At 70.2% G+C, this 25,387-nt stretch carries 28 protein-coding genes and 3 tRNA genes; 8 read left to right on the forward strand and 23 right to left on the reverse strand.

Features of this window, described 5'->3' with window-relative positions; translation table 11 throughout:
* Nucleotide 1: 1 nt before the first annotated feature.
* The 10 genes from ACHAAC_RS10775 to ACHAAC_RS10820 form a co-directional block, all read right to left on the reverse strand.
* Nucleotides 2-721, reverse strand: coding sequence for an MlaE family ABC transporter permease (locus tag ACHAAC_RS10775; RefSeq protein WP_435716401.1), 720 nt, complete (start codon nt 719-721; stop codon nt 2-4).
* Nucleotides 722-774: 53 nt separating this feature from the next.
* Nucleotides 775-1,734, reverse strand: a complete 960-nt coding sequence (locus ACHAAC_RS10780; protein ID WP_435716232.1) for an ABC transporter ATP-binding protein — start codon at nt 1,732-1,734, stop codon at nt 775-777.
* Nucleotides 1,735-2,033: 299 nt separating this feature from the next.
* A complete protein-coding gene (gene rplL / locus ACHAAC_RS10785) occupies nt 2,034-2,426 on the reverse strand; it encodes a 50S ribosomal protein L7/L12 (RefSeq protein WP_435716233.1) in 393 nt (130 codons plus the stop codon).
* A 57-nt stretch (nt 2,427-2,483) separates the two neighbouring features.
* Complete coding sequence (gene rplJ / locus ACHAAC_RS10790) at nt 2,484-3,104, reverse strand: 50S ribosomal protein L10 (protein WP_435716234.1); 621 nt, start codon at nt 3,102-3,104, stop codon at nt 2,484-2,486.
* 304 nt (nt 3,105-3,408) lie between these two features.
* Entirely contained in the window at nt 3,409-4,227 is an 819-nt protein-coding gene (locus ACHAAC_RS10795) for a hypothetical protein (protein WP_435716235.1), read from the reverse strand.
* A gap of 138 nt (nt 4,228-4,365) precedes the next feature.
* Nucleotides 4,366-5,079 (reverse strand): 50S ribosomal protein L1, encoded by a 714-nt coding sequence (rplA, locus tag ACHAAC_RS10800; RefSeq protein ID WP_435716236.1) that lies wholly within the window; start codon nt 5,077-5,079, stop codon nt 4,366-4,368.
* Nucleotides 5,080-5,233: 154 nt separating this feature from the next.
* Complete coding sequence (rplK, locus tag ACHAAC_RS10805) at nt 5,234-5,662, reverse strand: 50S ribosomal protein L11 (protein ID WP_435716237.1); 429 nt, start codon at nt 5,660-5,662, stop codon at nt 5,234-5,236.
* A gap of 125 nt (nt 5,663-5,787) precedes the next feature.
* Nucleotides 5,788-6,624: a transcription termination/antitermination protein NusG gene (gene nusG, locus ACHAAC_RS10810; RefSeq protein ID WP_435716238.1), complete on the reverse strand. Its 837-nt coding sequence runs from the start codon at nt 6,622-6,624 to the stop codon at nt 5,788-5,790.
* 17 nt (nt 6,625-6,641) lie between these two features.
* Nucleotides 6,642-6,863, reverse strand: coding sequence for a preprotein translocase subunit SecE (gene secE / locus ACHAAC_RS10815; RefSeq protein WP_435716239.1), 222 nt, complete (start codon nt 6,861-6,863; stop codon nt 6,642-6,644).
* Nucleotides 6,864-6,938: 75 nt separating this feature from the next.
* Nucleotides 6,939-7,011: transfer RNA gene (locus ACHAAC_RS10820), tRNA-Trp, on the reverse strand.
* Nucleotides 7,012-7,202: 191 nt separating this feature from the next.
* On the opposite strand from ACHAAC_RS10820, the gene ACHAAC_RS10825 reads away from it, so the two are divergent.
* From ACHAAC_RS10825 to ACHAAC_RS10840, 4 genes are all read left to right on the forward strand, one after another.
* The gene (locus ACHAAC_RS10825) at nt 7,203-8,615 is read left to right on the forward strand and encodes an NAD-dependent malic enzyme (protein ID WP_435716240.1); all 1,413 of its coding nucleotides are present in this window, start codon (nt 7,203-7,205) and stop codon (nt 8,613-8,615) included.
* Between the two features lie 21 nt (nt 8,616-8,636).
* A complete protein-coding gene (locus ACHAAC_RS10830) occupies nt 8,637-9,161 on the forward strand; it encodes a hypothetical protein (RefSeq protein ID WP_435716241.1) in 525 nt (174 codons plus the stop codon).
* Nucleotides 9,162-9,192: 31 nt separating this feature from the next.
* Nucleotides 9,193-10,227, forward strand: coding sequence for an adenosine deaminase (locus ACHAAC_RS10835; RefSeq protein WP_435716242.1), 1,035 nt, complete (start codon nt 9,193-9,195; stop codon nt 10,225-10,227).
* Between the two features lie 352 nt (nt 10,228-10,579).
* Nucleotides 10,580-10,852 carry a DUF4190 domain-containing protein gene (locus ACHAAC_RS10840; RefSeq protein WP_435716243.1) on the forward strand — a complete coding sequence of 91 codons (273 nt, stop codon included), beginning with the start codon at nt 10,580-10,582 and terminating at the stop codon, nt 10,850-10,852.
* Nucleotides 10,853-10,926: 74 nt separating this feature from the next.
* Here ACHAAC_RS10840 and ACHAAC_RS10845 read toward each other — a convergent pair whose 3' ends face one another.
* Together ACHAAC_RS10845 and ACHAAC_RS10850 are read right to left on the reverse strand one after the other, a co-directional pair.
* Entirely contained in the window at nt 10,927-11,580 is a 654-nt protein-coding gene (locus tag ACHAAC_RS10845; protein WP_435716244.1) for a permease prefix domain 1-containing protein, read from the reverse strand.
* Nucleotides 11,581-11,642: 62 nt separating this feature from the next.
* The gene (locus tag ACHAAC_RS10850; RefSeq protein ID WP_435716245.1) at nt 11,643-11,966 is read right to left on the reverse strand and encodes a PadR family transcriptional regulator; all 324 of its coding nucleotides are present in this window, start codon (nt 11,964-11,966) and stop codon (nt 11,643-11,645) included.
* A gap of 89 nt (nt 11,967-12,055) precedes the next feature.
* Here ACHAAC_RS10850 and ACHAAC_RS10855 point away from each other — a divergent pair, with 89 nt between their 5' ends.
* The 3 genes from ACHAAC_RS10855 to ACHAAC_RS10865 all read left to right on the forward strand — a co-directional run bounded on the left by ACHAAC_RS10855 (nt 12,056) and on the right by ACHAAC_RS10865 (nt 16,280).
* A complete protein-coding gene (locus ACHAAC_RS10855) occupies nt 12,056-14,161 on the forward strand; it encodes an MMPL family transporter (protein ID WP_435716246.1) in 2,106 nt (701 codons plus the stop codon).
* A gap of 1 nt (nt 14,162) precedes the next feature.
* On the forward strand, nt 14,163-15,674 hold the full coding sequence (locus ACHAAC_RS10860) for a multicopper oxidase family protein (protein ID WP_435716247.1): 1,512 nt from the start codon (nt 14,163-14,165) through the stop codon (nt 15,672-15,674).
* Between the two features lie 114 nt (nt 15,675-15,788).
* Complete coding sequence (locus tag ACHAAC_RS10865) at nt 15,789-16,280, forward strand: DUF4190 domain-containing protein (protein WP_435716248.1); 492 nt, start codon at nt 15,789-15,791, stop codon at nt 16,278-16,280.
* Between the two features lie 31 nt (nt 16,281-16,311).
* On the opposite strand, the gene ACHAAC_RS10870 is transcribed toward ACHAAC_RS10865, so the two are convergent.
* The 11 genes from ACHAAC_RS10870 to ACHAAC_RS10920 form a co-directional block, all read right to left on the reverse strand.
* Complete coding sequence (locus ACHAAC_RS10870) at nt 16,312-17,331, reverse strand: UDP-N-acetylmuramate dehydrogenase (protein ID WP_435716249.1); 1,020 nt, start codon at nt 17,329-17,331, stop codon at nt 16,312-16,314.
* A gap of 70 nt (nt 17,332-17,401) precedes the next feature.
* Nucleotides 17,402-17,572, reverse strand: a complete 171-nt coding sequence (gene rpmG, locus ACHAAC_RS10875) for a 50S ribosomal protein L33 (RefSeq protein ID WP_435716250.1) — start codon at nt 17,570-17,572, stop codon at nt 17,402-17,404.
* Nucleotides 17,573-17,617: 45 nt separating this feature from the next.
* A tRNA-Met gene (locus ACHAAC_RS10880) sits at nt 17,618-17,694 on the reverse strand.
* A gap of 28 nt (nt 17,695-17,722) precedes the next feature.
* A tRNA-Thr gene (locus ACHAAC_RS10885) sits at nt 17,723-17,795 on the reverse strand.
* 54 nt (nt 17,796-17,849) lie between these two features.
* Complete coding sequence (locus tag ACHAAC_RS10890) at nt 17,850-18,209, reverse strand: hypothetical protein (RefSeq protein WP_435716251.1); 360 nt, start codon at nt 18,207-18,209, stop codon at nt 17,850-17,852.
* Nucleotides 18,206-19,240, reverse strand: a complete 1,035-nt coding sequence (locus ACHAAC_RS10895; protein WP_435716252.1) for a quinone-dependent dihydroorotate dehydrogenase — start codon at nt 19,238-19,240, stop codon at nt 18,206-18,208. Before ACHAAC_RS10895 ends, ACHAAC_RS10890 begins: the two co-directional genes overlap by 4 nt.
* 50 nt (nt 19,241-19,290) lie before the next feature.
* Nucleotides 19,291-19,923 carry a response regulator transcription factor gene (locus tag ACHAAC_RS10900; RefSeq protein ID WP_435716253.1) on the reverse strand — a complete coding sequence of 211 codons (633 nt, stop codon included), beginning with the start codon at nt 19,921-19,923 and terminating at the stop codon, nt 19,291-19,293.
* The gene (locus tag ACHAAC_RS10905) at nt 19,908-21,050 is read right to left on the reverse strand and encodes a sensor histidine kinase (RefSeq protein WP_435716254.1); all 1,143 of its coding nucleotides are present in this window, start codon (nt 21,048-21,050) and stop codon (nt 19,908-19,910) included. The genes ACHAAC_RS10900 and ACHAAC_RS10905 overlap by 16 nt, the downstream gene beginning before the upstream one ends.
* On the reverse strand, nt 21,047-21,868 hold the full coding sequence (locus ACHAAC_RS10910) for an ABC transporter permease (RefSeq protein WP_435716255.1): 822 nt from the start codon (nt 21,866-21,868) through the stop codon (nt 21,047-21,049). The genes ACHAAC_RS10905 and ACHAAC_RS10910 overlap by 4 nt, the downstream gene beginning before the upstream one ends.
* Nucleotides 21,865-22,842 (reverse strand): ABC transporter ATP-binding protein, encoded by a 978-nt coding sequence (locus tag ACHAAC_RS10915; RefSeq protein ID WP_435716256.1) that lies wholly within the window; start codon nt 22,840-22,842, stop codon nt 21,865-21,867. Before ACHAAC_RS10915 ends, ACHAAC_RS10910 begins: the two co-directional genes overlap by 4 nt.
* A gap of 230 nt (nt 22,843-23,072) precedes the next feature.
* The gene (locus ACHAAC_RS10920) at nt 23,073-24,173 is read right to left on the reverse strand and encodes a carboxylate-amine ligase (protein ID WP_435716257.1); all 1,101 of its coding nucleotides are present in this window, start codon (nt 24,171-24,173) and stop codon (nt 23,073-23,075) included.
* 192 nt (nt 24,174-24,365) lie between these two features.
* Between ACHAAC_RS10920 and ACHAAC_RS10925 the strand changes: the two genes are divergently transcribed.
* Complete coding sequence (locus ACHAAC_RS10925; protein WP_435716258.1) at nt 24,366-25,298, forward strand: alpha/beta hydrolase fold domain-containing protein; 933 nt, start codon at nt 24,366-24,368, stop codon at nt 25,296-25,298.
* Nucleotides 25,299-25,387: the final 89 nt, after the last annotated feature.

Consider the following 25,387-nt stretch of genomic DNA (forward strand, 5'->3'; position numbering starts at 1 on the left):
GTCACATCCCCTTGGGCGGCACGAGCTGGAGGTACGTGGCCGAGACGACGAAGTTGATGATGAACAGCAGGATGAAGGTGATGACGACGGACTCGTTCACGGCATCGCCCACCCCCTTGGGGCCACCCTTGGCGTTCATGCCCTTGTAGGAGGCCACGATCGCCGCCACGAAGCCGAACAGCACGGCCTTGACCATCCCTTGGTAGATGTCAGGCAGCTGGGCGAGCGCGGTGAACGAGGCGAGGTAGGCACCGGGGGTGCCGCCCTGCAGGACGACGTTGAAGAAGTACCCGCCCGCGACGCCCACGACGCTGACCAGGCCGTTGAGGAAGACCGCGACGAGCATGGCGGCCAGGACGCGCGGGACGACGAGACGCTGGATGGGGTCGATGCCCAGCACCATCATCGCGTCGAGCTCCTCGCGGATCTTGCGGGAGCCGAAGTCGGCGGCGATCGCCGAGCCGGCCGCTCCGGCGATGAGCAGCGCCGTGGCGATCGGGCCGGCGTTGCGGACGACGGCGAGCACGGCGGCCGAGCCCGTGAAGGACTGGGCACCGAACTGCTGGATGAGTCCGCCGACCTGCAGCGCGATGACGGCGCCGAAGGGGATCGCGACCAGGGCCGTGGGGATGATCGTCACGGTGACGATGAACCAGGCCTGGGTCAGGAACTCCTTGAGCTGGAACGGTCGCCGGAACAGCGCGACGAAGACGTCGAGCATGAAGGCGAACAGCCCGCCCGCGACGCGAGCGGGTGCCGTCAGCTGGGCAACGCTCACTGGGCGACGCCCGAGCTCAGGGGCATGTCGGCGACGAACGAGCCCTCGGGCGGCGTCACGCCGTTCTCCTCGCACCAGCGGCCGGGCTCGCGCTGGGCACGACGCGGGCGTCCGTCGGAAGGCTCGATCTGCATCGGGACGGGAGGCAGCGGCGGCATCTCCTGACCCTTCTCGGCATCGAGCTCGTCGGCGTCCTTCTCCTCCGACATTCCGATCGGGCCCACGCGCTGGGCGTTGAGGAACTGCGCCACGACCGGCTCCGTGGAGGTCAGGAGCATCTCGCGAGGCCCGAACATCGCCAGGTGCTTGTGGTACAGCAGACCGATGTTGTCCGGGACCGTGCGGGCGGTGTTGATGTCGTGCGTGACGATCAGGAACGTCGCGTCGATCTGCGCGTTCAGGTCGATGAAGAGCTGGTTGATGTAGGCCGTGCGCACCGGGTCCAGGCCGGAGTCCGGCTCGTCGATGAGCAGGATCTCCGGATCCAGCACCAGTGCGCGGGCGAGCCCGGCGCGCTTGCGCATGCCGCCGGAGATCTCACCGGGCAGCTTGTTCTCCGCACCTGTGAGGCCGACGAGCTCCATCTTGTCCATCACGACGTTGCGGATGTCGGACTCGGACTTCTTGGTGTGCTCACGCAGCGGGAAGGCGACGTTGTCGTAGAGGTCCATCGAGCCGAACATCGCGCCGTCCTGGAACAGCACGCCGAAGAGCTTGCGAACCTCGTAGAGGTCCTTCTCCTTGCAGGTGGCGATGTCGACGTCGGCGATGTGGATGTGGCCCTTGTCGGGCTTGAGCAGGCCGATGAGGGTCTTCAGGAAGACGCTCTTGCCCGTGCCGGAGGGGCCGAGCATCACCGAGATCTCGCCGGCGGGAAGAGTCAGCGAGACGTCGTTCCAGATCACCTGGGACCCGAACTTCTTGGTCAGTCCTTCGACCTTGACCTCAACGCCCACGCGCCCTCCTCGTTCCGCCGCAGACGACCGGGTCTGCACCCGCCGAGCGCTGTGACCCGGGACACCCAGAGTAACGAACATCGCAACATGGTGTTACGAGTCCGGCCAAGTGCTGTGACTCGCGAGTAACTTCCCGCGGTCACGAGACCTTACCCCCGGTAACTGCCGTTGACAAACGTGATCGACGTCATGTCCGGATGGTGGTCCTGAGCCCACGGCGCACACAGCACGACGGCGCCCATCCCCGGGGGGATGGGCGCCGTGCGCGCAGGTCCGTGGACCCGCGGATCAGCCGATCGTCACTTGAGGGTGACGGTGGCGCCGGCGGCCTCGAGGGCCTCCTTGGCCTTGTCGGCGGTCTCCTTGGTGGCCTTCTCCAGGACGGGCTTGGGAGCACCCTCGACGAGATCCTTGGCCTCCTTGAGACCGAGGCTCGTGAGCGTGCGCACCTCCTTGATGACCTGGATCTTCTTCTCGCCGGCCGACTCCAGGACGACGTCGAACTCGTCCTGCTCGGCGGCCTCCTCGGCGTCGCCGCCGCCGGCCGCGGGGGCTCCGGCGGCAGCCACGGCCACGGGGGCAGCGGCGGTGACGTCGAAGGTCTCCTCGAAGGCCTTCACGAACTCCGAGAGCTCGATGAGGGTCAGTTCCTTGAATGCGTCGAGCAGCTCGTCGGTGCTGAGCTTCGCCATGATGGCGTCCTTCCTTTCGGTGAGACCCCGAGGGGGTCCCGATGATGAATCGGGCTGTCAGCCCTCGGTGCCCGCGTCGTCAGACGCAGATTCGGGTGCTGCGTCGTCAGACGCAGAATCGGGTGCCGCGTCGGCAGGTGCCTCTGCGGGTGCTGCTGGGGACTCCTCGGCACGCTTCGCCTCGAGAGCACCCACGAGTCGGGCGGTCTGCGAGAGCGGGGCGCTGAAGAGGGACACGGCGCCCTGAAGGTTGCCCTTCATGGCACCGGCGAGCTTGGCGAGGAGCACCTCGCGGGACTCCAGGTCCGCCAGCTTCCGGATCTCGTCGGCGTCGAGCACCTTCCCGTCGAGGAAGCCGCCCTTGATGACGAGGGGGGTGTTGGCCTTCGCGAAGTCACGCAGACCCTTGGCCGCCTCCACGATGTCGCCCTTGATGAAGGCGATCGCGGTGGGACCGACCAGAAGGCTCTCGTCGAGCTCGACGCCGGCATCCCTGGCGGCGATCTTGGTCAGCGTGTTCTTGGCGACGGCATAGCTTGCGCCCTCACCGAGCGAGCGCCGCAGTTCCTGCAGCTGCTTCACGGTGAGACCGCGGTAGTCGGTGAGGACGACGCCGTCGGCGTCACGCAGACTCTGCGTGAGCTCTTTGACGGCAGCGACCTTGTCCGGGCTTGCCATGGGTCTCCTTCCGGTTCCACCGAGGCCGGCGGGCGAAGGACCCTGAAACGACGGACGCCCCGTGCGCAGGCACGGGGCGTGGTGTTCTGACACCGGCTTGCTGGTGGTGTCACTGCTCGTGTTCCTGCGCGGGCCGCCCTCGCTCAGAGGACCTTCGCGGATCCCGGGTGGGATCCGAACCAGCGGTCTTCGGCTCCGTCATCCTACGGGTCCGTGCCGGTGCGACCAAATCAGGTCGGGGACGGCCGAACGGCGACGAGCCGCTCCCGCAGAACGGGAACGGCTCGTCGTGGACGTTCCGGTGTCAGCCGCCCATCTCGCCGAACGGGCTCTCGGTCGTGATCTCGTCCTCGGACGGCTTCTCGACCGCGACCTCCTCGCCCCACTTGGAGTAGTCCATCGCCATCGAGGTGCCGGCCATGTCCACGACCACGCGTCGCGGCAGGTTGTCGGGGCCGACGAACATCGTGTAGGCGATCTCCTCAGGCATCTCGGCCTCGGCGCCGGCGGCTCCCTCGCCGAGCTGACCGACGATCTTGGAGCTGTCGACCGTGATCTCGTACGGCGTCGCCTCGACACCGTCGATCTCCTCCGCGTCACCCTTCTGCTCGAAGCCGGTGACCGCTTCCTCCAGGACCTCCAGCTGCTTGGCAGGATCGAAGTTGTCGGTCATGCTGCCGAACTGTGCACCGAGCGGGTTGGACTCATCGCTCAGGTCCATCTCGACGAACTTGCCCTGGGTCATGTCGCCGAAGTTCATGTAGAAGATGCCCTCCACGAGGCGCATCTCGATCGTGCCCATGGAGGCCTCGCCGGAGTCCATCGTCATGGTCATGGCCGTGTCCTCGGCCGACTCGCCCATCACGACGTCGCCCTCGGCCTTGATCCCGCCGGCCTCGGCACCCATGTCCATGCTGACGTGGCTGGACTTGGCCTCCACCTGGGCGTCGGTGACCTCGGAGAAGAAGTTCTCCTCAGTCAGCTCGGTCCCGGCTTCCTCGCCGACGGCGACCTCCCCTCCGGACCCGCCGGAGGTCTCGTCGGAACCACAGGCCGCCAGGCCCAGGCTCGTCATGAGCACGACCGCGCCCACCGATGTCCATGTCTTCAAAGGAGCTCGCATGGGGTCAGAGTACGCAGCCCGGGCGAACGACGTCCACGCTGGTCCGGCCGCGTCAGACGCCCGTCCACCGCCGGGTGCACGACGAAGGGCCCCGCGACCACCGAGCCGGTGTCCGCGGGGCCCTCAGGCCGGGTGCGCTCAGGCCTCGTCGTTCGCGTAGTTGCGGATCCGCGCGGGATCCACCGGCACGCCCGGACCGTTGGTGGTGGAGAGCGTGACCTTGCGGACGTAGCGGCCCTTGGAGCTGGACGGCTTGAGGCGCAGGACCTCATCGAGCGCCGCACCGTAGTTCTCGGCGAGCTGCTCGGCCGTGAAGGACGCCTTGCCGATCACGAAGTGCAGGTTGGCGTGACGGTCGACGCGGAACTGCACCTTGCCGCCCTTGATGTCGCCGACGGCCTTGGCGACGTTCGGGGTGACCGTGCCCGTCTTCGGGTTGGGCATCAGGTTGCGCGGGCCCAGGACACGACCCAGACGGCCGACCTTGCCCATCATGTCCGGCGTCGCGACGACGGCGTCGAAGTCGAGCCAGCCCTCGTTGATCTTGTCGACGAGCTCGTCCGCGCCCACGTGGTCGGCGCCGGCCTCGCGGGCGGCGTCGGCGTTGGCGCCGGTGGCGAAGACCAGGACCCGTGCAGTCTTGCCCGTGCCGTGGGGGAGGTTGACGGTGCCGCGGACCATCTGGTCGGCCTTGCGCGGGTCGACGCCGAGTCGCATCGAGACGTCGACCGTCGAGTCGTAGCGTGCGCTGCCGGACTCCTTGGCGAACGTGGTGGCCTGGAGCGGCGTGTAGAGCGCGTCCTTGTCGATCTTCTCGGCAATGGAGCGGTATGCCTTGCTTCGCTGTGTCATGGCTGGCTTCCTTCTGTTGTCACCAGGTGTGGTCGATCGGGCCCAGCTGGCCCTGCCACGTGGTCTCGATACACCGCGGCGGTTGCCGCGATCGTTCTGGGTGTCGGCCGCGTTGCCGCGGCACTCGACCCAAGGATGTGGATACGACTGACGGTCAGTCGGTCGTGACGCCCATGGAGCGGGCGGTGCCCTCGACGATCTTCATGGCCTGATCGATGTCGTTGGCGTTCAGGTCGGGCAGCTTGGTCGTGGCGATCTCACGGATCTGATCCTTGCTGAGCTTGCCGACCTTCTCCTTGTGCGGGACGCCGGAGCCCTTCTGCAGGCCGGCGGCCTTCTTGATCAGCTCGGCGGCCGGCGGCGTCTTCGTGATGAAGTCGAACGAACGGTCCTCATAGATCGTGATCTCGACGGGCACGACGTTTCCGCGCATGGACTCCGTGGCGGCGTTGTACGCCTTGCAGAACTCCATGATGTTGACGCCGTGCGGGCCGAGGGCGGTGCCGACGGGCGGCGCCGGGTTCGCCATACCGGCGTTGAGCTGCACCTTGACCAGGGCAGCGACCTTCTTCTTGGGAGGCATGTCTTCTCGGGTCCTTGTTGGTGGGTTGTTGCTGGTGTCGATCTGCTCGGTGAGCAGTGTGCGACCGGTGGGTCTCGATACGCCGCTCGTACCTCGCGGCTACTCGACCCTTGATCGCGGAGCGATCAAGCCTTCTGCACCTGCGTGAAGCTGAGCTCGACCGGGGTCTCGCGACCGAAGATCTCGACGAGGGCCTTGACCCTCTGGGCGTCGAGGTTGATCTCGGTGATGGTCGCGTGCAGCGTCGCGAACGGACCGTCGACGACCATGACGGAGTCGCCCGTCTGGAAGTCGGCGAACTCGACCTTGGGGGCCGATGTCTGCGGCGCGTCGGGGGCATCGGTCACGGCCTTGGCCGCGACCTCGGCCTCCACCGCCGGGGCGAGCATCTGCTCGACCTCGGCGAGGCTGAGGGGCACGGGCTGGTGGGAGTTGCCCACGAATCCCGTGACGGACGGCGTGTGGCGCACGACGCCCCACGACTCGTCGGTGAGATCCATGCGGACCAGGACGTAGCCGGGCAGGACGGTGCGCTTGACGAGCTTGCGCTGGCCGTTCTTGATCTCGGCGACCTCCTCGGTCGGCACGACGATCTCGAAGATGTAGTCCTCGGCGTTGAGCGAGGTGATGCGGTTCTCCAGGTTCGCCTTCACACGCTTCTCCATCCCGGAGTAGGTGTGCACGACGTACCAGTCGCCGAACTGGCTGTGCAGGCGCTCGCGGAACTCGGCGAGGGCGTCACCGGCGGGCTCCTCGGCCTCGACCTCGGGCACCTCGTCGGCTCCAGCCGTCTCGGCGTCGACCTCTGGTGCCACGTCGGCCTCGGCCTCGACGGCGCCGTCGGTGGGCTCGGACGCCTCGGGGGCGTCGGCCTCCTCGACGTCGGCCTCCACGGCAGGCTCGGTGACCTGCTCGTCGGAGGGGTCCTCGACGGGGGTCGACTCGTCAAACTGTTGGCTCACGGAATTCCTCTACCTGGCTAGGCGAAGATGGCGAACATCGCCTTGCCGAACCCGTAGTCCAGGCCGGAGACGTACGCCATCATGATCAGGACGAACACGAGCACGACGAAGAAGTAGTTGACGACCTGCGGACGGGTCGGCCAGACGACCTTGCGCAGCTCGGCGATCACCTGTCGGATGAAGGTGATGGGCGGGGTGCGCCTCTCCTTCTGCCCTGACAGCTCGTGGCGGTCGCTCACGATGATCCTCTCGTCGAATCTCGGGGTCGTGCTCTCGGTTCGTTCTCGGTCGGGTCGGCCCGGGGCCGACCGTCGCACGGCACGAGGGACTTGAACCCCCAACCTTCGGTTTTGGAGACCGATGCTCTACCAGTTGAGCTAGTGCCGTCCGGGCGAGGGCCACCACGCGCGCCTGCACGAGGGCATGACGGAACATCGTGAGATCTCACCGGTGGATCAAGTGTACGTGGTCGGCGCGGTCGATGCGAAACCGCCCGCTGGGCCGATTGCGGGCTGCGCCGCGGGGCCGACGGGCGGGCCGACTCGCGCGTAACCCCGTGCGTCGCCTAGAACTGAGTCGTGACCCGCCCCAGCGTGCCCGCACCCGTGCCCAGCGTCTCCAACTCCATCACGATCCGGCTGGAGGTTCCCCCCGGCGGCACCGCCGTCGGCGAGCTCACCACGATCGTGGAACGGGCCGGTGGCCTGGTCACGGCCCTGGACGTCGCCTCCTCGCGCACCGACGTGCTGCGCATCGACCTCACCTGCGCCGCTCGCGACCAGCAGCACGCCGAGGAGATCGCGGAGCAGATGCGGGCCGTGCCCGACGTGGAGGTCGTGAAGGTCTCCGACCGGACGTTCCTCATGCACCTCGGCGGTGTGATCGAGACGGCGGCCAAGCACCCCCTGCGCAACCGCGACGACCTCTCGATGATCTACACGCCCGGCGTGGCGCGGATCTGCATGGCCATCGCCGCGGACCGTGAGGACGCCCGCCGCCTCACCGTCAAGCGCAACAGCGTCGCCGTGGTGAGCGACGGGTCCGCAGTGCTCGGGCTCGGCAACATCGGCCCCTACGCCGCGCTGCCCGTCATGGAGGGCAAGGCGGCGCTGTTCAAGAGCTTCGCCGACATCGACGCGTGGCCCCTGGTGCTGGACACCCAGGACGTCGACACGATCGTGGAGACGGTCGCGATGGTGGCCCCGGGCTTCGCCGGCATCAACCTGGAGGACATCGGGGCACCGCGCTGCTTCGAGGTGGAGGCCCGGCTGCGTGAGCGTCTGGACATCCCGGTCTTCCACGACGACCAGCACGGCACCGCCATCGTCGTGCTCGCGGCCCTGCGCAACGCGTTGCGGGTCGTGGACAAGGACCTGCCGGACGTGCGCGTGGTCCTGGTGGGCGCGGGGGCCGCAGGCACTGCGATCCTGCGCCTGCTGCTCGGCGCCGGCCTGCGTGACGTCGCCGTCTGCGACGTGGACGGCATCGTCTCGCGGCAGCGGGAGGACGTCGACCCGACACTCGCCTGGATCGCGGAGAACACCAACCCTGCGGGGCTCACCGGCGGCCTGCGCGACGCCCTGCCCGGCGCCGACGTCTTCATCGGCGTGAGTGCTCCGAACCTGATCGGGGTCGAGGACGTGGACGCGATGGCCGACGACGCGATCGTGTTCGCCCTGGCCAACCCCGATCCCGAGATCGACCCTGGGCTGGCCCGCCGTCACGCCGCCGTCGTCGCGACGGGGCGTTCTGACCACCCGAACCAGATCAACAACGTGCTCGCCTTCCCCGGAGTCTTCCGAGGTCTGCTCGATGCCCAGAGCCACACCATCGAGGTCCCCGTGCTCGTCGCTGCGGCGGATGCGCTGGCCGGGACGGTCGGGCCGGAGGAGCTCAACGCCGACTACATCGTCCCCAGCGTCTTCCACCCCGAGGTCCACGACAACGTGGCCGAGGCCGTCGAGCGGGCGGCGCGGACCCTGGGTTCCTGAACCCGTCGCTACGGTGAGCCCATGACGACGCCACGTACCCCGGCGGCCTCCCCCGAGGCCGCGGCCCGATCCATCCGAGTGCTGGTCCTGAGCTTCGCCGGAGCCATGGCCATCGTGGCCGTGATCGCCCCGGTCCTGCTGCCGCCCGGCGAGGCCGACCAGCCTCCGCTCCTGCTCCTGGCCGGCTTCGCCGCCGTGCCGCTGGTCAGCCTCGCGCTGGTCCACCTCATCGGCTACCGAGCCGACCCGCTGGATCGCAACGACGTGGTGCGTGACGTCGCGGACGTGCAGGCGGCGTCGCTGCGGCGCTTCCTGCCCGGACACATGCTGCGGATGGCGCTCGCGGAGGCCCCGCTCATCGCGCTGCTGGCGCTCGGCTTCACCCTGCCCTACGGCCCGTGGCCCGTGCTCGCCGCGGCGGGCCCGGCGATCGCCGTCCTCTTCTTCATCGCGTGGCCGGGCCGACGCACCGTGCGCCGCGTCGCCGACCAGCTCGAGGCGAACGGTGCCCGGTCCCACCTGCCCGAAGCCTTCGGCCACGCCTGAGCGTTCACGGACCGGCTGGTTGGATGGGGGGATGAGGTCCGTCGCCCAGCTCCCCAAGGCACACCTCCACCTGCACTTCACGGGGTCGATGCGCCACGACACGCTCGTCGAGCTGGCCGAGCGCGACGGGATCCGCCTGCCGACCGCGCTGGTCGAGGACTGGCCGCCGGCTCTCTCGGCCGACGACGAGAAGGGCTGGTTCCGCTTCCAGCGGCTCTACGACGTCGCCCGCTCCGTGCTGCGCACCGAGGGCGACATCCGCCGGCTCGTGCTCGAGGCCGCGCAGGACGATGCCGCCGACGGCTCGCTCTGGATGGAGATCCAGGTCGACCCGTCGGGCTACGCCGCCCGCTTCGGTGGCATCACGGCGTTCACCGACCTGGTGATCGATGCCGTGCGTGACGCCGGTGAGCGCACGGGCCTGGGCATGGCCGTGGTCATCGCCGCCAACCGCACGCGTCATCCCTTCGACGCCAGGACCCTGGCACGCCTGGCCGGCCAGTACGCCGGACGCGGCGTCGTCGGGTTCGGCCTCTCCAACGACGAACGACGTGGAGACACCGGCGAGTTCGCTCCCGCCTTCGCCATCGCCGAGCGCGCGGGCCTGCGGGCGATGCCCCACGGCGGCGAGCTGCGCGGGCCTGCTCACATCGAGCAGTGCCTGCACCACCTGCATCCCGACCGGCTCGGGCACGGCGTGCGCTCGGTGGAGGACCCGGCGCTGCTGGAGCGGCTCGTCCAGCAGGACGTGACGCTGGAGGTCTGCCCCGTCTCCAACGTCTCGCTCGGTGTCTATCGCACGATCGACGAGGTGCCGGTGCGCGATCTCGTCGCCGCGGGGGCGAGGGTCGCGCTCGGTGCCGACGACCCCCTGCTGTTCGGATCCCGTCTGGCCGGTCAGTACGCCATCCTGCGAGCCGCCCAGGACTTCGACGACCGAGAGCTCGCGCACCTGGCCCGGAGCTCCTTCGACGGCTCGTGCGCCCCGAGCGACGTTCTGGAGGCCGGCCGCGTGGGCGTCGACCGATGGCTCACCGCCGAGAACGCTGATGGGATGGAGCCATGAGCGAGCGTCAGCTGGGGGTACCCCCACGAGCTCTGCTGGGGGCACCTCCCGCGAGCTCTGCGAGTGGGAGCGTAGGGGGCGCGAACCGAGGACACGGCCCCCAAGCACGCCCCCGCAAGCGGGAGGTGCCCCCACGCTTCGCTGCGTGCAGGTGGGTCCCTGCACGAAGTGCTTGGGCGGTACCCCCAATGCGGGCACGCTCCTACGGTGGTTCTTCAGAGGACGTGCTCGCATGAGCACTCCTCCCGCCGGGCCGTCGGCCGGCCCACCGCTCCCGACCGGCGGGCCCCCTCCCCCGGCCGTACAGCCGAGGCACGGGTGGACCCCGAATCGCCCCACACACCCCCGCGCCGTGGCCTCGCTCGTCCTCGGCATCGTGGGCCTCACCGGCCTCATGATCGTGGTCACCTTCGTCGTCAGCCCGCTGGCCTGGTACTTCGGCGCGGTGGCTCGGCGGGAGGCGCAGCGCGACGAGCAGCGGTGGGCACCGAGCGGGGCGGCCACGGCCGGTCTGGTCATGGGCGCGATCGGCACCGTGCTGCTCATCGGCGGCACTGTCGTCCTCGTGGGCCTCGCGGTGCTCAGCGCCCTCGTCGCCGGTACCGACACGGGCTACGGCGGCTGACGAGAGGGACCGGGCACCTGCACACCGGGGCTCGACCGATCGAAGGCCCGCGAGACGGAGCGGCCTCGTGGCACTCAGATGGCGGCGAGGGTGCGCCGGGCGGAGCCCGCGACGACGCCGAGGGGCGCGACCGTGAGACCGGTGACCAGTGCCCAGAGCGTAGGCGAGCCACCACCACCGAGCACGGTGAGACTGGCGCTGAGCAGGGGCACGAGCGCGGCGGACGCGAGCGCAAAGACGGCGGTCGCGCGGGCGACCTGCGGCCCGACGGCGAACCAGCGATGGCCGACGCCGGTCGCGACGAGGGCGAGGATGGCGCCGACCATCACCAGCGCACCACCGATCTCGATGAGTGGGTCGAGCACAGAGTAGAGCGTGGCAGCGGCGCCGCTCTGGGGAACGGACTGCGCCGCTGCGGCGGCGAGCTCGAGACCGTCGTCCCACAGGAACGGCTGGTAGCCGAGCGCCGCCAGCAGCATCCATGCCGTACGACGGGAGGCGGCGACGGCCAGGGTCGTCTGGAACGCGGGCGCGACCTCGTCGACCGGTCCGAAGTCAGCGACCGCGCGCCGCGCCGCCGCGGCGGCGGTCCACCCGGCTTCGACGAGTGCGTCGGTCGCGTCGTCCAGGTGGTCCCCAGCCTCGCGCAACAGACTGTGGCGGGTGCGACACGGCCCGACGAGTGCCTCGTCGAGGCGGGTGAGGTATTCACGGCGCACGTCGTCCATGACATCCATCGTGGCGCGCCGGAGGTGTCCCGCGCATCGGGGATGACCCTGAGACCCACCTCTCAGGTGGTTGCGCGCAGCACCCTCGTGACCATGCCCGAGAAGGTGGCCCACTCCTGACGCCGGGTCGCGAGCACCGCGCGGCCCGAGCGCGAGAGCGTGTACGTGCGGCGTCTGCGGCCGCTGTCCGTCGACCACGCACTGGTCAGGTGACCCGCCGCCTCCAGCCGGCGCAGGGCCGGGTAGACCGTGCCGGTCGGCAGGTCGAGCTGGCCGCCGCTGCGCAGGGCGAGCGCCTCGATGATCGCGTAGCCGTGCAGGGGCCCCGCCTCGACCGTGCTGAGGATCATCGCGTCCAGGTGGCCACGGAGTGCATCCGACTTCATGTAGACAGACTACACGTTGTACGGCTACTGTCTAGGCGTTGCCTGTCTACATATCGTCTGTCTACCTGTTTGACGCCCCGGAGGACCACATGACCACCACGACCCGGACCCGACCCGGTCCGTCCCGCTTCGTCCGGCTCGCCGCTTGGTCGCGGCGCCATCACTGGACCGCGGTGATCGCCTGGATCGCCATCCTCGTCGGCGTCGTGGCGGGCTCGAGCGCCGTCGGTGCCGACTACCGCAACGATTTCTCGATGCCGGGAACGGAGTCCGAGCGCGTCACCGACCTGCTGGCCGAGCACGCACCGGGGCAGGAGGGCGACTCGGTGAGCGTCGTGGTCCAGGCCGCAGCCGGACTCGACGGCCAGCAGGACGTCATCGCCGCCATGACGACGGCACTCGACGGGCTCGAGCACGTCGCCTCCGTCCAGGCGCCGGACCCCGAGGCCGGCACGGTGACGCCGGATGGCACCGTCGGTCTCGGCACCGTGCAGCTCGACGCCGCGGCCGGTGACATCCCGCGCGAGGCCAAGGTCGCGGTCCTGGAGACCGCGCAGTCCTTCGCATCCGACGATCTGCGGGTCGAGCTCGGCGGCGACGCGGTGCGCGAGGTCGAGGAAGAGGCCGGCGGCGGCGCCGAGGCCGCCGGCATGCTCGCGGCGCTCGTGATCCTGCTCGTGATGTTCGGTTCGTTGCTCGCCGCCGCGCTGCCGCTGGTCACGGCCCTGTTCGCGGTCGGCACCACGGTCTCGGTGGTCGCCCTCGCGTCGAACGTCCTGACGATCCCCGACTACACCGCTCCGGTGCTGATGCTGGTCGGACTGGGCGTCGGGATCGACTACGCGTTGCTGATCTTCGCCCGATTCAGGTCCGAGATCATCGCCGGACGTGACCGGGCGACCGCAGCCGACATCGCGCTCGACACCGCGGGCCGGTCCGTGCTGTTCGCCGGAGCGACGGTCGTCATCGCGCTGCTGGGTCTGCTCACGCTCGGACTGCCTTCGCTCGAGGGCATGGCGATGGCGGTCAGCCTGACCGTGCTCATGACGATGCTCGCGTCGCTCACGCTGCTGCCGTGCCTGCTCACCGTTCTCGGCGGCCGCCTCGAGCGGCGGATCCTGGCCCGGGCCCGCCGCGCCGCCGAGCGCGGTCGCGAGCCGGGCCGACGCTGGCGCACCCTGGCCGACGCCGTGCACCGTCGTCCGCTGCCGCCCCTGATCGGCGCCGTCACTCTGCTCGCGGTGCTCTGCGTCCCGGCGTTCGGTCTGCACCTGGGGTTCGCCGACGCAGGGAACGATGCTCCGGGCCAGACGAGCCGCGAGGCACACGACCTGGTCGCGGACTCCTTCGGACCGGGCTCGAACGGCCCGCTGGTCGTCGTGACCGAGGGTGATGAGGCGGATGCCGCCGCGGCGACCGCCGCTCTCGACACCCACCCCGGCGTCGCGCGCACCACGCCGCCGCAGGCCACACCCGACGGCGAGCTGTTCGTCGGGCTCGCGTTCCCGACGACGTCGCCCCAGGACGAGGAGACGACGGCGCTCGTGGAGAGCCTGCGCGACGACCTGCCGAACAGTACGTCGGTCGGAGGAGCGACTGCGGCCGCCGTCGACTTCGCCGATGCCGTCGCCGATCGCTTCGCGCTCTTCGTCGGCATGGTCGTGGGCCTCTCCGCTCTGCTGCTCCTGTTCGTGTTCGGCTCGATACCGATCGCGCTCAAGGCGGCCTGTCTGAATCTGCTCTCGATCGGCGCATCGCTCGGTGTGGTCACGCTCGTGTTCAACGAGGGGTGGCTCGGGGTCGAGCCGGGCCCGATCGAGAGCTTCGTGCCGGTGATGATCTTCGCGATCGTCTTCGGCCTGTCGATGGACTACGAGGTCTTCCTCGTCAGCCGCATGCACGAGCACTGGCAGCGCGGTCGCGACGCCGCCACAGCCGTCCGGGAGGGGCTTGCGACGACCGGCGGAGTCATCACCGCCGCGGCCGCGATCATGATCGTCGTCTTCGGTGCCTTCGTGCTCTCACCCGATCGGATGCTGCAGCAGTTCGGTCTCGGCCTCGCCACGGCGGTGCTGCTCGACGCGCTCGTGATCCGCTGCCTCGTCGTCCCGGCCGTCATGCGCCTGCTCGGCGAACGGGCCTGGTGGGCCCCGGCATGGATGGCGTCGCGACTCCCGACGGTGAAGGTGGACTGACGTGGCCCGTCGACGCCGTACGTTGCGGATCCTCATCAACCTCGCCGTCCTCGCGGTCCTCGGTCTCGTGGCTGTCGGGGTGTGGGTCGGCGTGTCGTTCCTGAACGCGGGTGTCGACACCGTCGGTGAGGTCGAATTCGACCGTCCGCTCGCGATCCCGCCGCTCGCGGACTCCCGCGTCGAGGACGGCCGTCGCATCTTCGAGCTCGAGATGGCCGAGGGGCGCACTGACCTCGGCCGCGGCGAGGACACCCCGACGTGGGGGTTCAACGGGTCGATGCTCGGTCCGACGCTGCGCGCCGAGCGCGGCGAACAGGTCGAGGTCGCGGTCACCAACGCGCTGGGCGAGGACACGACCGTCCACTGGCACGGCATGCATCTGCCGGCGGTGATGGACGGCGGACCGCACCAGATGGTCGCCCCCGGCGAGACGTGGCGACCGACGTGGTTGATCGACCAGCCCGCGGCGACGCTCTGGTACCACCCGCACCCGCACGGGGAGACCGCGCAGCACGTCTACCGCGGTCTCGCCGGCATGTTCATCCTCGACGACCCGGCCGAGCAGGTCGTGCAGGAACAGCTCCCCCACGAGTACGGCGTCGACGACGTGCCCGTCGTCGTGCAGGACAAGAACTTCGACGGTGCCGAGCTCGACACGTCGAGCTCGGTGTTCAGCAGCGCGGGGCTTCTCGGCGACACGGTGCTGGTCAACGGCACGCCGGGCCCGTACCTCGAGGTCACGACCGAGCGCGTGCGGCTGCGCGTCCTGAACGGCTCGACGGCGCGCACCTACCGGTTCGTGCTGTCGGACGACCGCCCGTTCGACGTCATCGCCTCCGACGGCGGCCTGCTGCCCGAGCCCGTGGAGCTGGGCGAGCTGATGCTCTCACCGGGCGAGCGGGCCGAGATCGTCGTGGAGCTGGAGCCGGGCGAGGACGTCGTGCTGCGCAGCGAGGCCCCGGGGAATGCGGTCGGTGGCCGGTTCCAGGGCGGCGACGACCGGCTCGACGTCCTCCAGCTCCGCGCGGCCGATGTGCTGGAGCCGTCGCCCGCGGTCCCGGACCGGCTCGCCGACGCCCCCGACCTGGACGCCGACGACGTCGAGCAGACCCGCGACTTCCGGCTCGCGGGGGTCACGATCAACGGACGGGTCATGGACATGTCGCGCATCGACCACGCCGTCGAGGTGGGCACCGTCGAGCGCTGGCGGGTGCACAACGCCGACGGACAGGGCCACAACTTCCACGTCCACGACGTGCAGTTCGCCGTCGAGAGCATCGACGGACGCCCGCCGCCACCGCACCTACGGGGCTGGAAGGACACGGTCTTCATGCCGCCGGGCGTGCGCACAGACCTCGTCATGCGCTTCTCCGACCACACCGACCCGGACGTGCCGTACATGTTCCACTGTCACCTGCTGCGGCACGAGGACCAGGGCATGATGGGTCAGTTCGTCGTGGTCGACCCCGGTCAGTCCACCGGTTCGCCGCCGACGTCCGCGCACGACCACTGAACCCTGGTCCGCCGGCGCGACTGGTCGCCTCGTCCTCCGGTCGCACCTGCCGTGCCTGAGGATCCGATCGCCAGCGCCGTGCTGGAGCCCACTGGGATGTGGGATCGTTCACCCATGAGCGATCCCTACGGTTCTGAGCCGTCCGACGAGCCCGGGCAGCAGCCGAACCCCGACCAGCCGCAGGGGCAGCAGCCCTACCCCCAGCAGCCCTACGGACAGCAGCCCCCTCCGCAGCAGCCCTACGGACAGCAGCCGTACGGCCAGCAACCCGTCCCCGGCCACGTGCCACCCATGGGCCCGCCCAAGCACCAGAGCGCTACCACGGCGATGGTGCTCGGCATCATCGCGGTCGCCGGCGGCGTCATGTGCTACCTGCCGATCTTCGCGGCGCCCTTCGCCTGGGTGATGGGCGGCCGAGCCGTCAAGGAGATCGATGCGTCGGGCGGCGCACTGGGGGGCCGCGGTGAGGCGATGGCAGGTCGGGTGCTCGGCATCATCGGCACCGTCCTGCTGATCCTGGGCCTCCTCGCGATCATCGGCATCGTGACCCTGCTCATCGCCACCGACGCGTTCGACAGCACGTCGACGTACGACTCCACCTACTGAGCAGCTCGAGCCGACCCGGGGCCTGGAGAGGTCAGAGCCGACAGCCCACCAGCACCGGCTCCGGCACGAGCGTGACGCCGAAGTCGCGCTGCACGCCGTCGCGGATCTCCCGCGCGAGGTCCAGGAGCTCACGGGTCGTCGCTCCGCCCCTGTTGGTGAGGGCGAGGACGTGCTTGTCCGACAAGGCGGCTCGGCCGGTGCCGTGCCCCCGCTCGAAGCCCGCCCGCTGGATGAGCCACGCCGCACTGGTCTTGACCGAGCCGTCCGGCTGCTCGAACCGCGGCGCTCCCTCGGGCAGGGCGGCCGCGGCGGCGGGATCCAGCATCGGGTTGGTGAAGAACGAGCCCGCGCTCCACGTGTCGTGGTCGTCGACGTCCAGGACCATGCCCTTGCCGCGACGCAGGGCGAGGACGGCATCTCGCACCGCCCGCAGTGGGGCCCGCTCCCCCACCTCCACGTCGAGGGCACGGGCGAGCTCGGCGTACGCCACCGGTGCGCCCAGGTCTCCCGGTGCGAGCTGGAAGGTGACGTCGAGGACGACGTAGCGCTGAGGCGCTGCCTTGAACCGGCTGTGCCGGTAGGAGAAGTCGCACTGGGCGTTGGCGAAGGTGCGGACGGTGCGGTCGTGCCGGTCCCACGTGCGCACCGACGCGATGGTCTGCGCGACGTCCTGCCCGTAGGCGCCGACGTTCTGGATCGGGGTGGCCCCCACCGCGCCCGGGATGCCGGACAACGCCTCGACGCCCACCCAGCCCTGGTCGACGGAGTGCGCGACGAACGCGTCCCAGGGTTCGCCCGCCTGCACGGTGACGCTGACCCCGCTGCAGGCGTCGGACTCGACGCGCAGGCCCGAGGTGAGCACGCGGACAACGGTGCCGTCCACTCCCTCGTCCGCCACCACCAGGTTGCTGCCGCCGCCGACCACCAGCAGCGGGTCACCGGCCTCGTCGGCCACCCGCACGGCACCGAGCAGCGTGACCTCGTCGGTGGCGTCGATGACGGCGCGGGCAGGACCACCGAGACGCAACGTCGTCAGCTCCGCGAGGTCCATGGCTCGACCCTATCCACGCACACATGCAGCAGACCCCCGACCGTGGCCGGGGGTCTGCTGGAGGACTGTGTCAGCGCGTCTCGCGGTGGACCTGGTGCACCTTGCAGCGCGGGCAGAACTTCTTCATGTCGAGACGATCGGGATCGTTGCGACGGTTCTTCTTGGTGATGTAGTTGCGCTCCTTGCACTCGGTGCAAGCCAAGGTGATCTTGGGTCGAACGTCGGAGCTCTTGCTCGCCACGGGTCTACCTCTTCTGCTCGTCTGCTGGTGCGTTGGGGTGCCGGATGGTAGCGGGGGCGGGACTCGAACCCGCGACACCACGATTATGAGCCGTGTGCTCTAACCACCTGAGCTACCCCGCCACGGGACACGAGTCACCTCGTGTTCCAGAGCCCCTTTACGGAATCGAACCGTAGACCTTTTCCTTACCATGGAAACGCTCTGCCGACTGAGCTAAAGGGGCGCGCCGACGATCCAAGATACAGGGTCGGGCGGGGAACTCGAAATCGGGTCGACACTAGGGTCGAAGTGGGAGACCTCGGGCGTCGAGCGGCCGTCCGGTGAGCATCAGGATGCCGTCGATGAGACTCCACAACCAGAGTCCGACGAAGACCGGGATGCCGATCAGCACGAACATGAACGGGATCGCGATCAGCATGCCCAGCAGCTGGGTCAGACCGATGGCGGTGTGACCCGCGTAGAGCCGTCCGACACCACCCAAGCTGCACAGCAGGGTGAGCAGCAGCTGCAGCAGACCGGCAGTCGTCTTGGCCTTCTCCGAGTAGGGAACCCCGAACGGATCCCGCCCCCAGGGTGCCGAGGGATCGGGCGGCCCCCAGCCGAACTGCCCGCCCTGCGGCGGCGGTGGCTGACTCATGCCTGACTCCTCGCGCCTGGGCCGGCCGAGGCCGCACGGGCCAGGCGCGCCGGCCAGAGCGGTCCGCCGTAGATGAAGCCGGTGTACGCCTGCACGAGGTCCGCACCCGCGGCGAGCCGGTCGACGACGTCCTGCTCGTCGGTGACCCCACCCACCCCGATGAGCGCCAGCTCGTCGCCGACCCGCTCCCGCAGCCGCACCAGGACGTCGATGGCACGGTCGCGCAGCACCGGCCCCGACAGGCCGCCGGGACCTGCCTCGTCCACCACCTGACGATCGGTCCGCAGGGACTCGGGACGGGCGATCGTCGTGTTGGTGGCGCTGATCCCGTCCAGACCGATCTCGAGGGCGAGGTCGGCCAGGGCGTCGACGTCGGGGTCTGCGAGGTCCGGCGCGATCTTGACCACGAGGGGGAGGGGGCCGATGACCGCGCGGACCTTCTGCAGGATCGGCCGCAGCGCCTCCACCGACTGCAGGTCGCGCAGGCCCGGCGTGTTGGGGCTGGAGACGTTGACGACGAGATAGCTGGCGAACGGTGCCAGCAGACGGGCGCTCTCGACGTAGTCCGCGACAGCATCCTGCGCCGGCACCGACTTGGTCTTGCCGATGTTCACCCCGACGACGGGGTGATCACCGTGTCGCTTCCGGAACCGGTGCAGACGGCTGGCGACCTGGGCGGCGCCATCGTTGTTGAAGCCCATCCGGTTGATGACGGCGGCGTCGTCCACGAGGCGGAACAGGCGAGGTGCGGGGTTGCCGGGCTGCGGGCGGGCCGTCACGGTGCCGATCTCGACGTGGCCGAACCCCAGGCCGAGCAGTCCGCCGACCGCCTTGGCGTTCTTGTCGAACCCCGCCGCGAGCCCGAAGGCGTGCGGGAACCGCAGCCCCATGACGGTTCGCGGGGCCTCGGGCACGCGGGCGAAGACCCCTGCCGCGCGACCACCGGCCCGGATCGCGGTGAAGGCGCCCTCGTGCGCGCGCTCGGGGTCGACCCGGGAGAGCACCGTGGAGAACAAGGCGTCGTAGACCACGCCGCCACCCTAGTGGCCGCCCAGGGCCCCGGTGGTCACGGGAGGCCTGGCTAGATCCAGCCCTTCTCACGAGCCTTCAGCGCCGCCTCGTAGCGGTTGGCGACGGCCAGCTTGGCCATGGCCGAGGACAGGTAGTTCCGGGTCGTGCCGACTGCGAGGTGGGCGCGCTTGGCGATCTCCTCCACCGAGGCGCCGTCGAGCGCGAACTCCAGGACGTCGGCCTCGCGCGCCGTGAGCACCGAGTCGCCCGCGCTGATGGCCTCGGCGGCCAGGGAGGGGTCGACGTACCGACCGCCGCCGTGCACCGTGCGGATGACCTCGGCCAGGGTCGCCGCCGCGGTGGTCTTCGGCACGAAGCCGCGGACGCCGGCCGACAGGGCACGCTTGAGGTACGCGGGGCGACCGTGGCTCGTGACGATCAGGACCCCCACGTCGGGCGTGAGCTCCTGGAGGGCGACGGCGGTGTCGATGCCGTCCAGACCGGGCATCTGCAGGTCGATGACCGCCACGGCAACCGGCTCGCCTGCCGAGACACGGCGTCGCCAGGAGGCCACCAGCTCCTCGCCGGAGCCCACGTGCTCCACCACCTGCAGGTCGGGCTCGAGGTCGAGCATCGTCGCCATCGCAGCACGGATCAGTGTCTCGTCGTCGGCCATCAGGACCGGGATCACGTCGTGGCCCATCGAACCTCCAGTACGTAGTGGTCATCGACCACCGCGGTGGTCATGGTCGCGCCGACCTCGGCGAGCCGCTCGGCGAGGCCGATCTGGCCGGATCGGGCCCCGGAGTCCGCACCCGCGTCGTCGTTGCGCAGGGACATCCCGTCGACACCGAGCGTGAGCGTGGCGTCCTTGGCCGAGGTGTGCTTGACGATGTTCGTCGTCCCCTCGCGCACGACCCAGGCCGCGACCTCGTGGCAGGCCTGCGGCACCTTGGCGGCCTCGCCCTGGACGTCGAGGTGGCAGCCGGCCGCAGAGAGCAGGGACCGCGCGCCGGCGACCTCTGCGGCCAGGCTGATGTCGCGATAGCCGCGGACCAGCGAGCGCATCTGCTCCATCGAGTCCACCGCGACGGCCTTGACCTCGTCCATCTCCGCCGCAGCACGCTCGGGAGCCCCGGCGCGCGACAACGCAGCAGCGAGCTCACTCTTGACCGCGATCGCGGAGAAGCCGCGGCCGACGACGTCGTGCAGGTCCCGGGCGAAGCGCAGACGTTCCTGGGTGACCTGGAGCTCCGCCTCGACCGATCGGGCGCGTTCCAGGTCGTCGACGACCTGGATGCCCCACAGCGTCAGCACCATCGTGCCCACCGCGAAGACCCCCAAGCCCGCCCCGAGGACGGCCGTCAACGCCATGTTCATGGGCGACTCGCCGAAGGCCGGACCGGAGGCCACCCCCAGGCCGATGACGATGAGCCACCGGTGCGGCAGGAACGCGACGACCGCCATGACCGCCAGGATGAGCGCGAACAGGCCCACCGTCCGAGTGTCGGCGACCGTTGCCGAGCCCTCCGTGGAACGCAGCAGCACCGCCGCCGCGACCGTGACACCGGCGAGCAGCGTGACTGCGGTGATCGCCAGCCATCGCTGCTGGGTGCGGCTCGTCCAGGAGGTCAGCTCCGGCCGGGCCTCCAGCGCGAGCAGGGCCGCGACGCCGCACACGACCGCGGCGACCGACTGCCACGGGCCACGCATCGAGGCGGCCATCACTACGGCAGTGCCGGCGATGGCCACCTCGACGGTGAAGCGGGTGTAGAAGCGGAAGCGCTCCGTGTCCGACAGCCCGTTCCACCAGGTGGTGACTCGGTTCACCCCCGGTCGTCCCAGCGGAAGCTGCGCTGGGTGATCACGAGCGCGACGACGGTCCATGCCACCAGTGTGACGACCGGGCCGCCCATCTCGGCGAAGGTGCCGGCGAAGTCGAGCGTCTCACCGGACGTCTCGGTGGCCAGCCGGCCCGTGGCACCGAGACTGACGAGGTCGCCGATGGCCGCGAACGGGGTCCAGTCCACCACGGTGCCGAAGTTGTCAGGCAGGATGTTTCGGATGCTTCCCATGCCGATCGTCGCGATGGCGATGATCGGCAGGGACGTCACCTGGGCTGCTTCGGCGTTCTTGGTGAATGTCGCGGTCACCAGGGCGAGGGCGGTGAAGACCACGATCCCGCCCAGGACGGCGACGAGCATCGGCACGACGCTGACCGGGGTCGGTGCGCCGGTCGCGTACACGACGGCCGCCATGGCCGCCGAGCCAGCGACGATCAGCAACGCACCCGGGAAGGCGGGGGCGGTCTTGATCTGCCAGTCGGCGGCCTCACCCGTCCTGAGCCGCTTGAGCACTCCCTCGCCGCGCCTGGTGGTCACGAGGGAGAGGACGGAGTAGTACTGCACGAAGACGAGTGCGATGTACGCGAACATCTCCAGGGTCAGCACCGCGACCTCGCTGGCTGTGGCGCCGTTGTTCTGGGCGATGAAGTAGGTGACCAGCGGCAGGCCGATCGGGAAGACCGTGCCCATGAACATCAGCGTCCTGTTGCGGCGGAACTGCAGGTACTCGGCCTTGCCGAGCGCTCGCAGCTGCTTCCATCGTGGGACGGCGGTGGTCTCGGGGGTGGTGGCGGTGGCGCTCATGAGGTGGCTCCCATCGGGGTCGTGACGTCGGAGGGGGTCTGGTCGGTCTGGTCGGTCTGGTCGGGCTTGTCGGGCTTGTCGGGCTTGTCGGCGACGTCGAGGAACACCGACTCCAACGAGGCCGCTCGGGCCTCCAGCCCGGTGAGCTCGAGCCGGTGCTGGGCGGCCCAGGCGAGCACCTCCATGAGGTGGCCCTGCAGGTCATGGGTACTGATCGTGACCCGTGCTCCCGCCTCGACGGTGGCGTCGGGCAGCGGCGGCAGCACCAGACCCGGGTGGTCGAAGCTGATCCGGGCAGCGTGGTGGTCGACGATCTCGCGCAGCGTGCCGCGCCGGACGATCTGTCCGCGGTGCATGATCGCGATGCGATCGGCGAGCGCCTCCGCCTCGTCGAGGTAGTGCGTCGTCAGCACCATCGTGGTCCCGGCCGCCTTGAGGTCCGAGAGCAGCTGCCAGGTGCCGCGGCGGCTCTCCGGGTCGAGCCCTGTGGTGGGCTCGTCGAGGAAGAGCAGCCGTGGCTGGCCGAGCAGGGCGCAGGCGAGGTCGACGCGACGCTGCTCGCCGCCGGACAACGAGCCGACGCGGACGCCGGCACGATCGGTGAGGCGGACCCGCTCGAGGACGTCGTCGACCGTGGTCGGGTTGCTGCAGGTCCCGCGCCACATCTCCAGCGTCTCGACGACCGTCAGCTCGGCGGGAAGCCCGCCGGACTGCAGCATGGTGCCCACGTGCGGGCGGACCCGGTCGCGGTCCTTGCGGGGATCGAGGCCGAAGACCTCGACCTCGCCCTCGGACGGGGCGGCCAGGCCCTCGAGCAGGTCGAAGGTGGAGGTCTTGCCCGCGCCGTTGGTGCCCAGCAGCGCGAAGACCTCTCCCTCGGCCACGTCGAGGTCGATGCCCTTGACGGCCTCGAAGGCGTCGTCACCGGTGCCGTAGACCCGGCGGATGCCGCGGGCGCTGATCACCATGCTCATGACGCACCTCCCAGGTGCAGGGAGATGGCTCGCTGTGCGGCGAGGAGCTCCTCGAGCCCGAGGCCGTTGCGGCCCGTCGGGTGGTGGATCGTGTTCCTGGCGTGTTCTGTGTTCATGCCTCCACACTCGTCGCGATCACGGCGTGCCAGTAGTGGGTGGAGTCACCAGCTCAGATGGGTCCCGCCATGGGGCACCCATGAGGAATGTCATCTCGCGACGACGTGCGGCCGTCAGGCGTAGGAGGCGGCGGTCCGCTCCAGGACGTGCCGTGCGAGCGCCGGGACATCCACGTCGGGTCCTGCCACCTCACGCTGGCGCCGGGCCGGCCCGCCCTCGGCCACCAGCCGGGCGACACCGTCGTGGACGAGCTCCCGGTCCCCGGCCAGCCTCAGCGCGGGGTCCACGTGCTCCAGCAGGCGCGCCAGTGCGTCGGCGGCCGGCACCGAATGCGCGGAGACCGGGTCGAGGAGGTGCCCGGTCAAGCCCTCGCGACGAGCCAGCCACCGGGCACCCCGCAGCAGCTCGACTCGCCAGGGGTCGAGCGCCTGGCCCTCGGCCGCAGTGGCCACCAGGGCCCGGCTCAGCGCGGCGACGAGGACGACGTCGTCGATCTCGGTGCAGACGTCCGCCACCCGCACCTCGACGGTGGGCACGGCTCGGGCCAGTCGGGCGTCGAAGTAGATCATCCCCTCGTCGAGAGCCGCCCCCGTCGAGACGAGGTCGCTCAGGGCCCGGTCGTACCCCTCGAGGCCGCCGAACGGCGCGACGGGCCCGGCCGTCGGCCACGCGTCCCACACCTGACCACGCCAGGACGCGTAGCCGGTGTCGACCCCGTGATGGAACGGGGACCCGGCCGAGAGCGCCATCAGCAGCGGGAGCCAGGGCGCGAGCCGGTCGATGACCGCGACCCCCTCGTGCTCGTCCTCGACCCCGACGTGCACGTGCATCGCGCAGACGGCCGCCCCACGGGCCACCTGGCCGTAGCGGTCCGCCATGCGCAGGTACCGCTCCCCCGGGGTGAAGTCCACGGCGTCGCCGCCGAGCAGGGGCGTCGGCACGGCCAGCACGGCGGCACCGGCTGCCGTCGCGTCGGCGGCTGCACGTCGACGACCGGCCACGACGTGGCCGCGGAGCTCCTCGAGGTCGGTGGCCGGCGCCGTGTTCGACTCGATCTGCTGCAGGAACAGCTCCTGGGCGACGTCCTCGTCGTCGTCCCGGGACTCGTCCGCGCGGATGGCCCGTTGGGAGACGCCGGTCAATCGCACCGTGGCCGGATCGACGAGAAACATCTCCTCCTCGACGCCGACGGTCCTGGGTCCTTCGAGGTGCATGCGCGTCGTCCTGTCCTGGTGGGGCTGTCGGCCGCACGGTCGCGCACGGCGAGCCTGACACTACGCCCGCAACGAGACACCCGCGGCGCGAGCCGACCTCGCTCCGACGAGAGGACCGGACACCGCTCGGGCAGAAGGTCGATCTCGCGTGCCATGCGTCGCGGGCATCGGGGCGGCTGCCACGATCGACCCATGGGGACCGTCGAGTGGGACCGCGACGACCGCCCGATGACCTGGTGGACCCGTCTCTACGTCCTCGGCATGCGGCTGGCGCGGGACAAGCGCGCCTTCGAGGGCGAGGACCACACGCGAGAGACGGCACTGGAGAAGCAGCGCAAGGGGGACGCCGCCCCGACGGCACTCACCAGGACGGTGTGCCGGGTGCGGCGCGAGGTCCGGGACGCGATGGTGGTGTGGGGCGTCGAGCCCAGGCGCCGTCCGGTGGAACGCGTCGTGCTCTACCTGCACGGGGGTGGCTACATCCACCCGCTCACGTCCGACTACTGGCGCCTCGTGCGCAGCCTGGTCGCTGCACGGGCTCGAGTCGTGGTCCCCTGCTACCCCTTGGCGCCCGGGGCGACGTTGGACGACGTCGCACCTCGGCTGGTCGACCTCGTCCCTCGGGACGATGTCGCGACGACGCTCCCGACAGTCGTGATGGGTGACTCCGCCGGAGGAGCGCTCGCGCTCGTCGTAGCCCGGCGCTGCGCCGACGCCGGGGGATCGTCGCTCGCGTCGGTGATCGCCCTCTGCCCCTGGCTCGACGCCGAGCTTGACGACTCCGAGGTCGCCGAGCTCGAGAGCACCGACCCGATGCTCGCCGAGTCCGGGCTGCGGGCAGCGGGACGCTGGTGGGCAGGGCGCAGGTCACCGGGCGACCCGGAGGTCAGCCCGGTCGCACTGCGACTCGAGGGCCTCCCGCCGCTCGACCTGTTCATCGGCGATCGCGACATCCTGAGGCCGGCCGTGGACCGCCTGGCTGACCGCGTGCGGTCGGCGCCCGGGGTGCACCTGAGCGTCCACGAGACGTCGGCGATGTTCCACGTCTGGATGACGCGCGCGATCCCGGAAGGTCGCCGCACGCGCAGGAGGCTCGCACACCTGCTGGCCGAGCGAACGCCCTGAGGCCCGCCGACAGTGGGTTCACGCGAGGGCCTCTCCATCGAGCCGTCCCGGACAGGCTCCCTCCCCACCTCCGTGAGCTCCGGCCACGG

The organism is Aeromicrobium sp. CF4.19 (assembly GCF_051262555.1).
Classification (GTDB): domain Bacteria; phylum Actinomycetota; class Actinomycetes; order Propionibacteriales; family Nocardioidaceae; genus Aeromicrobium.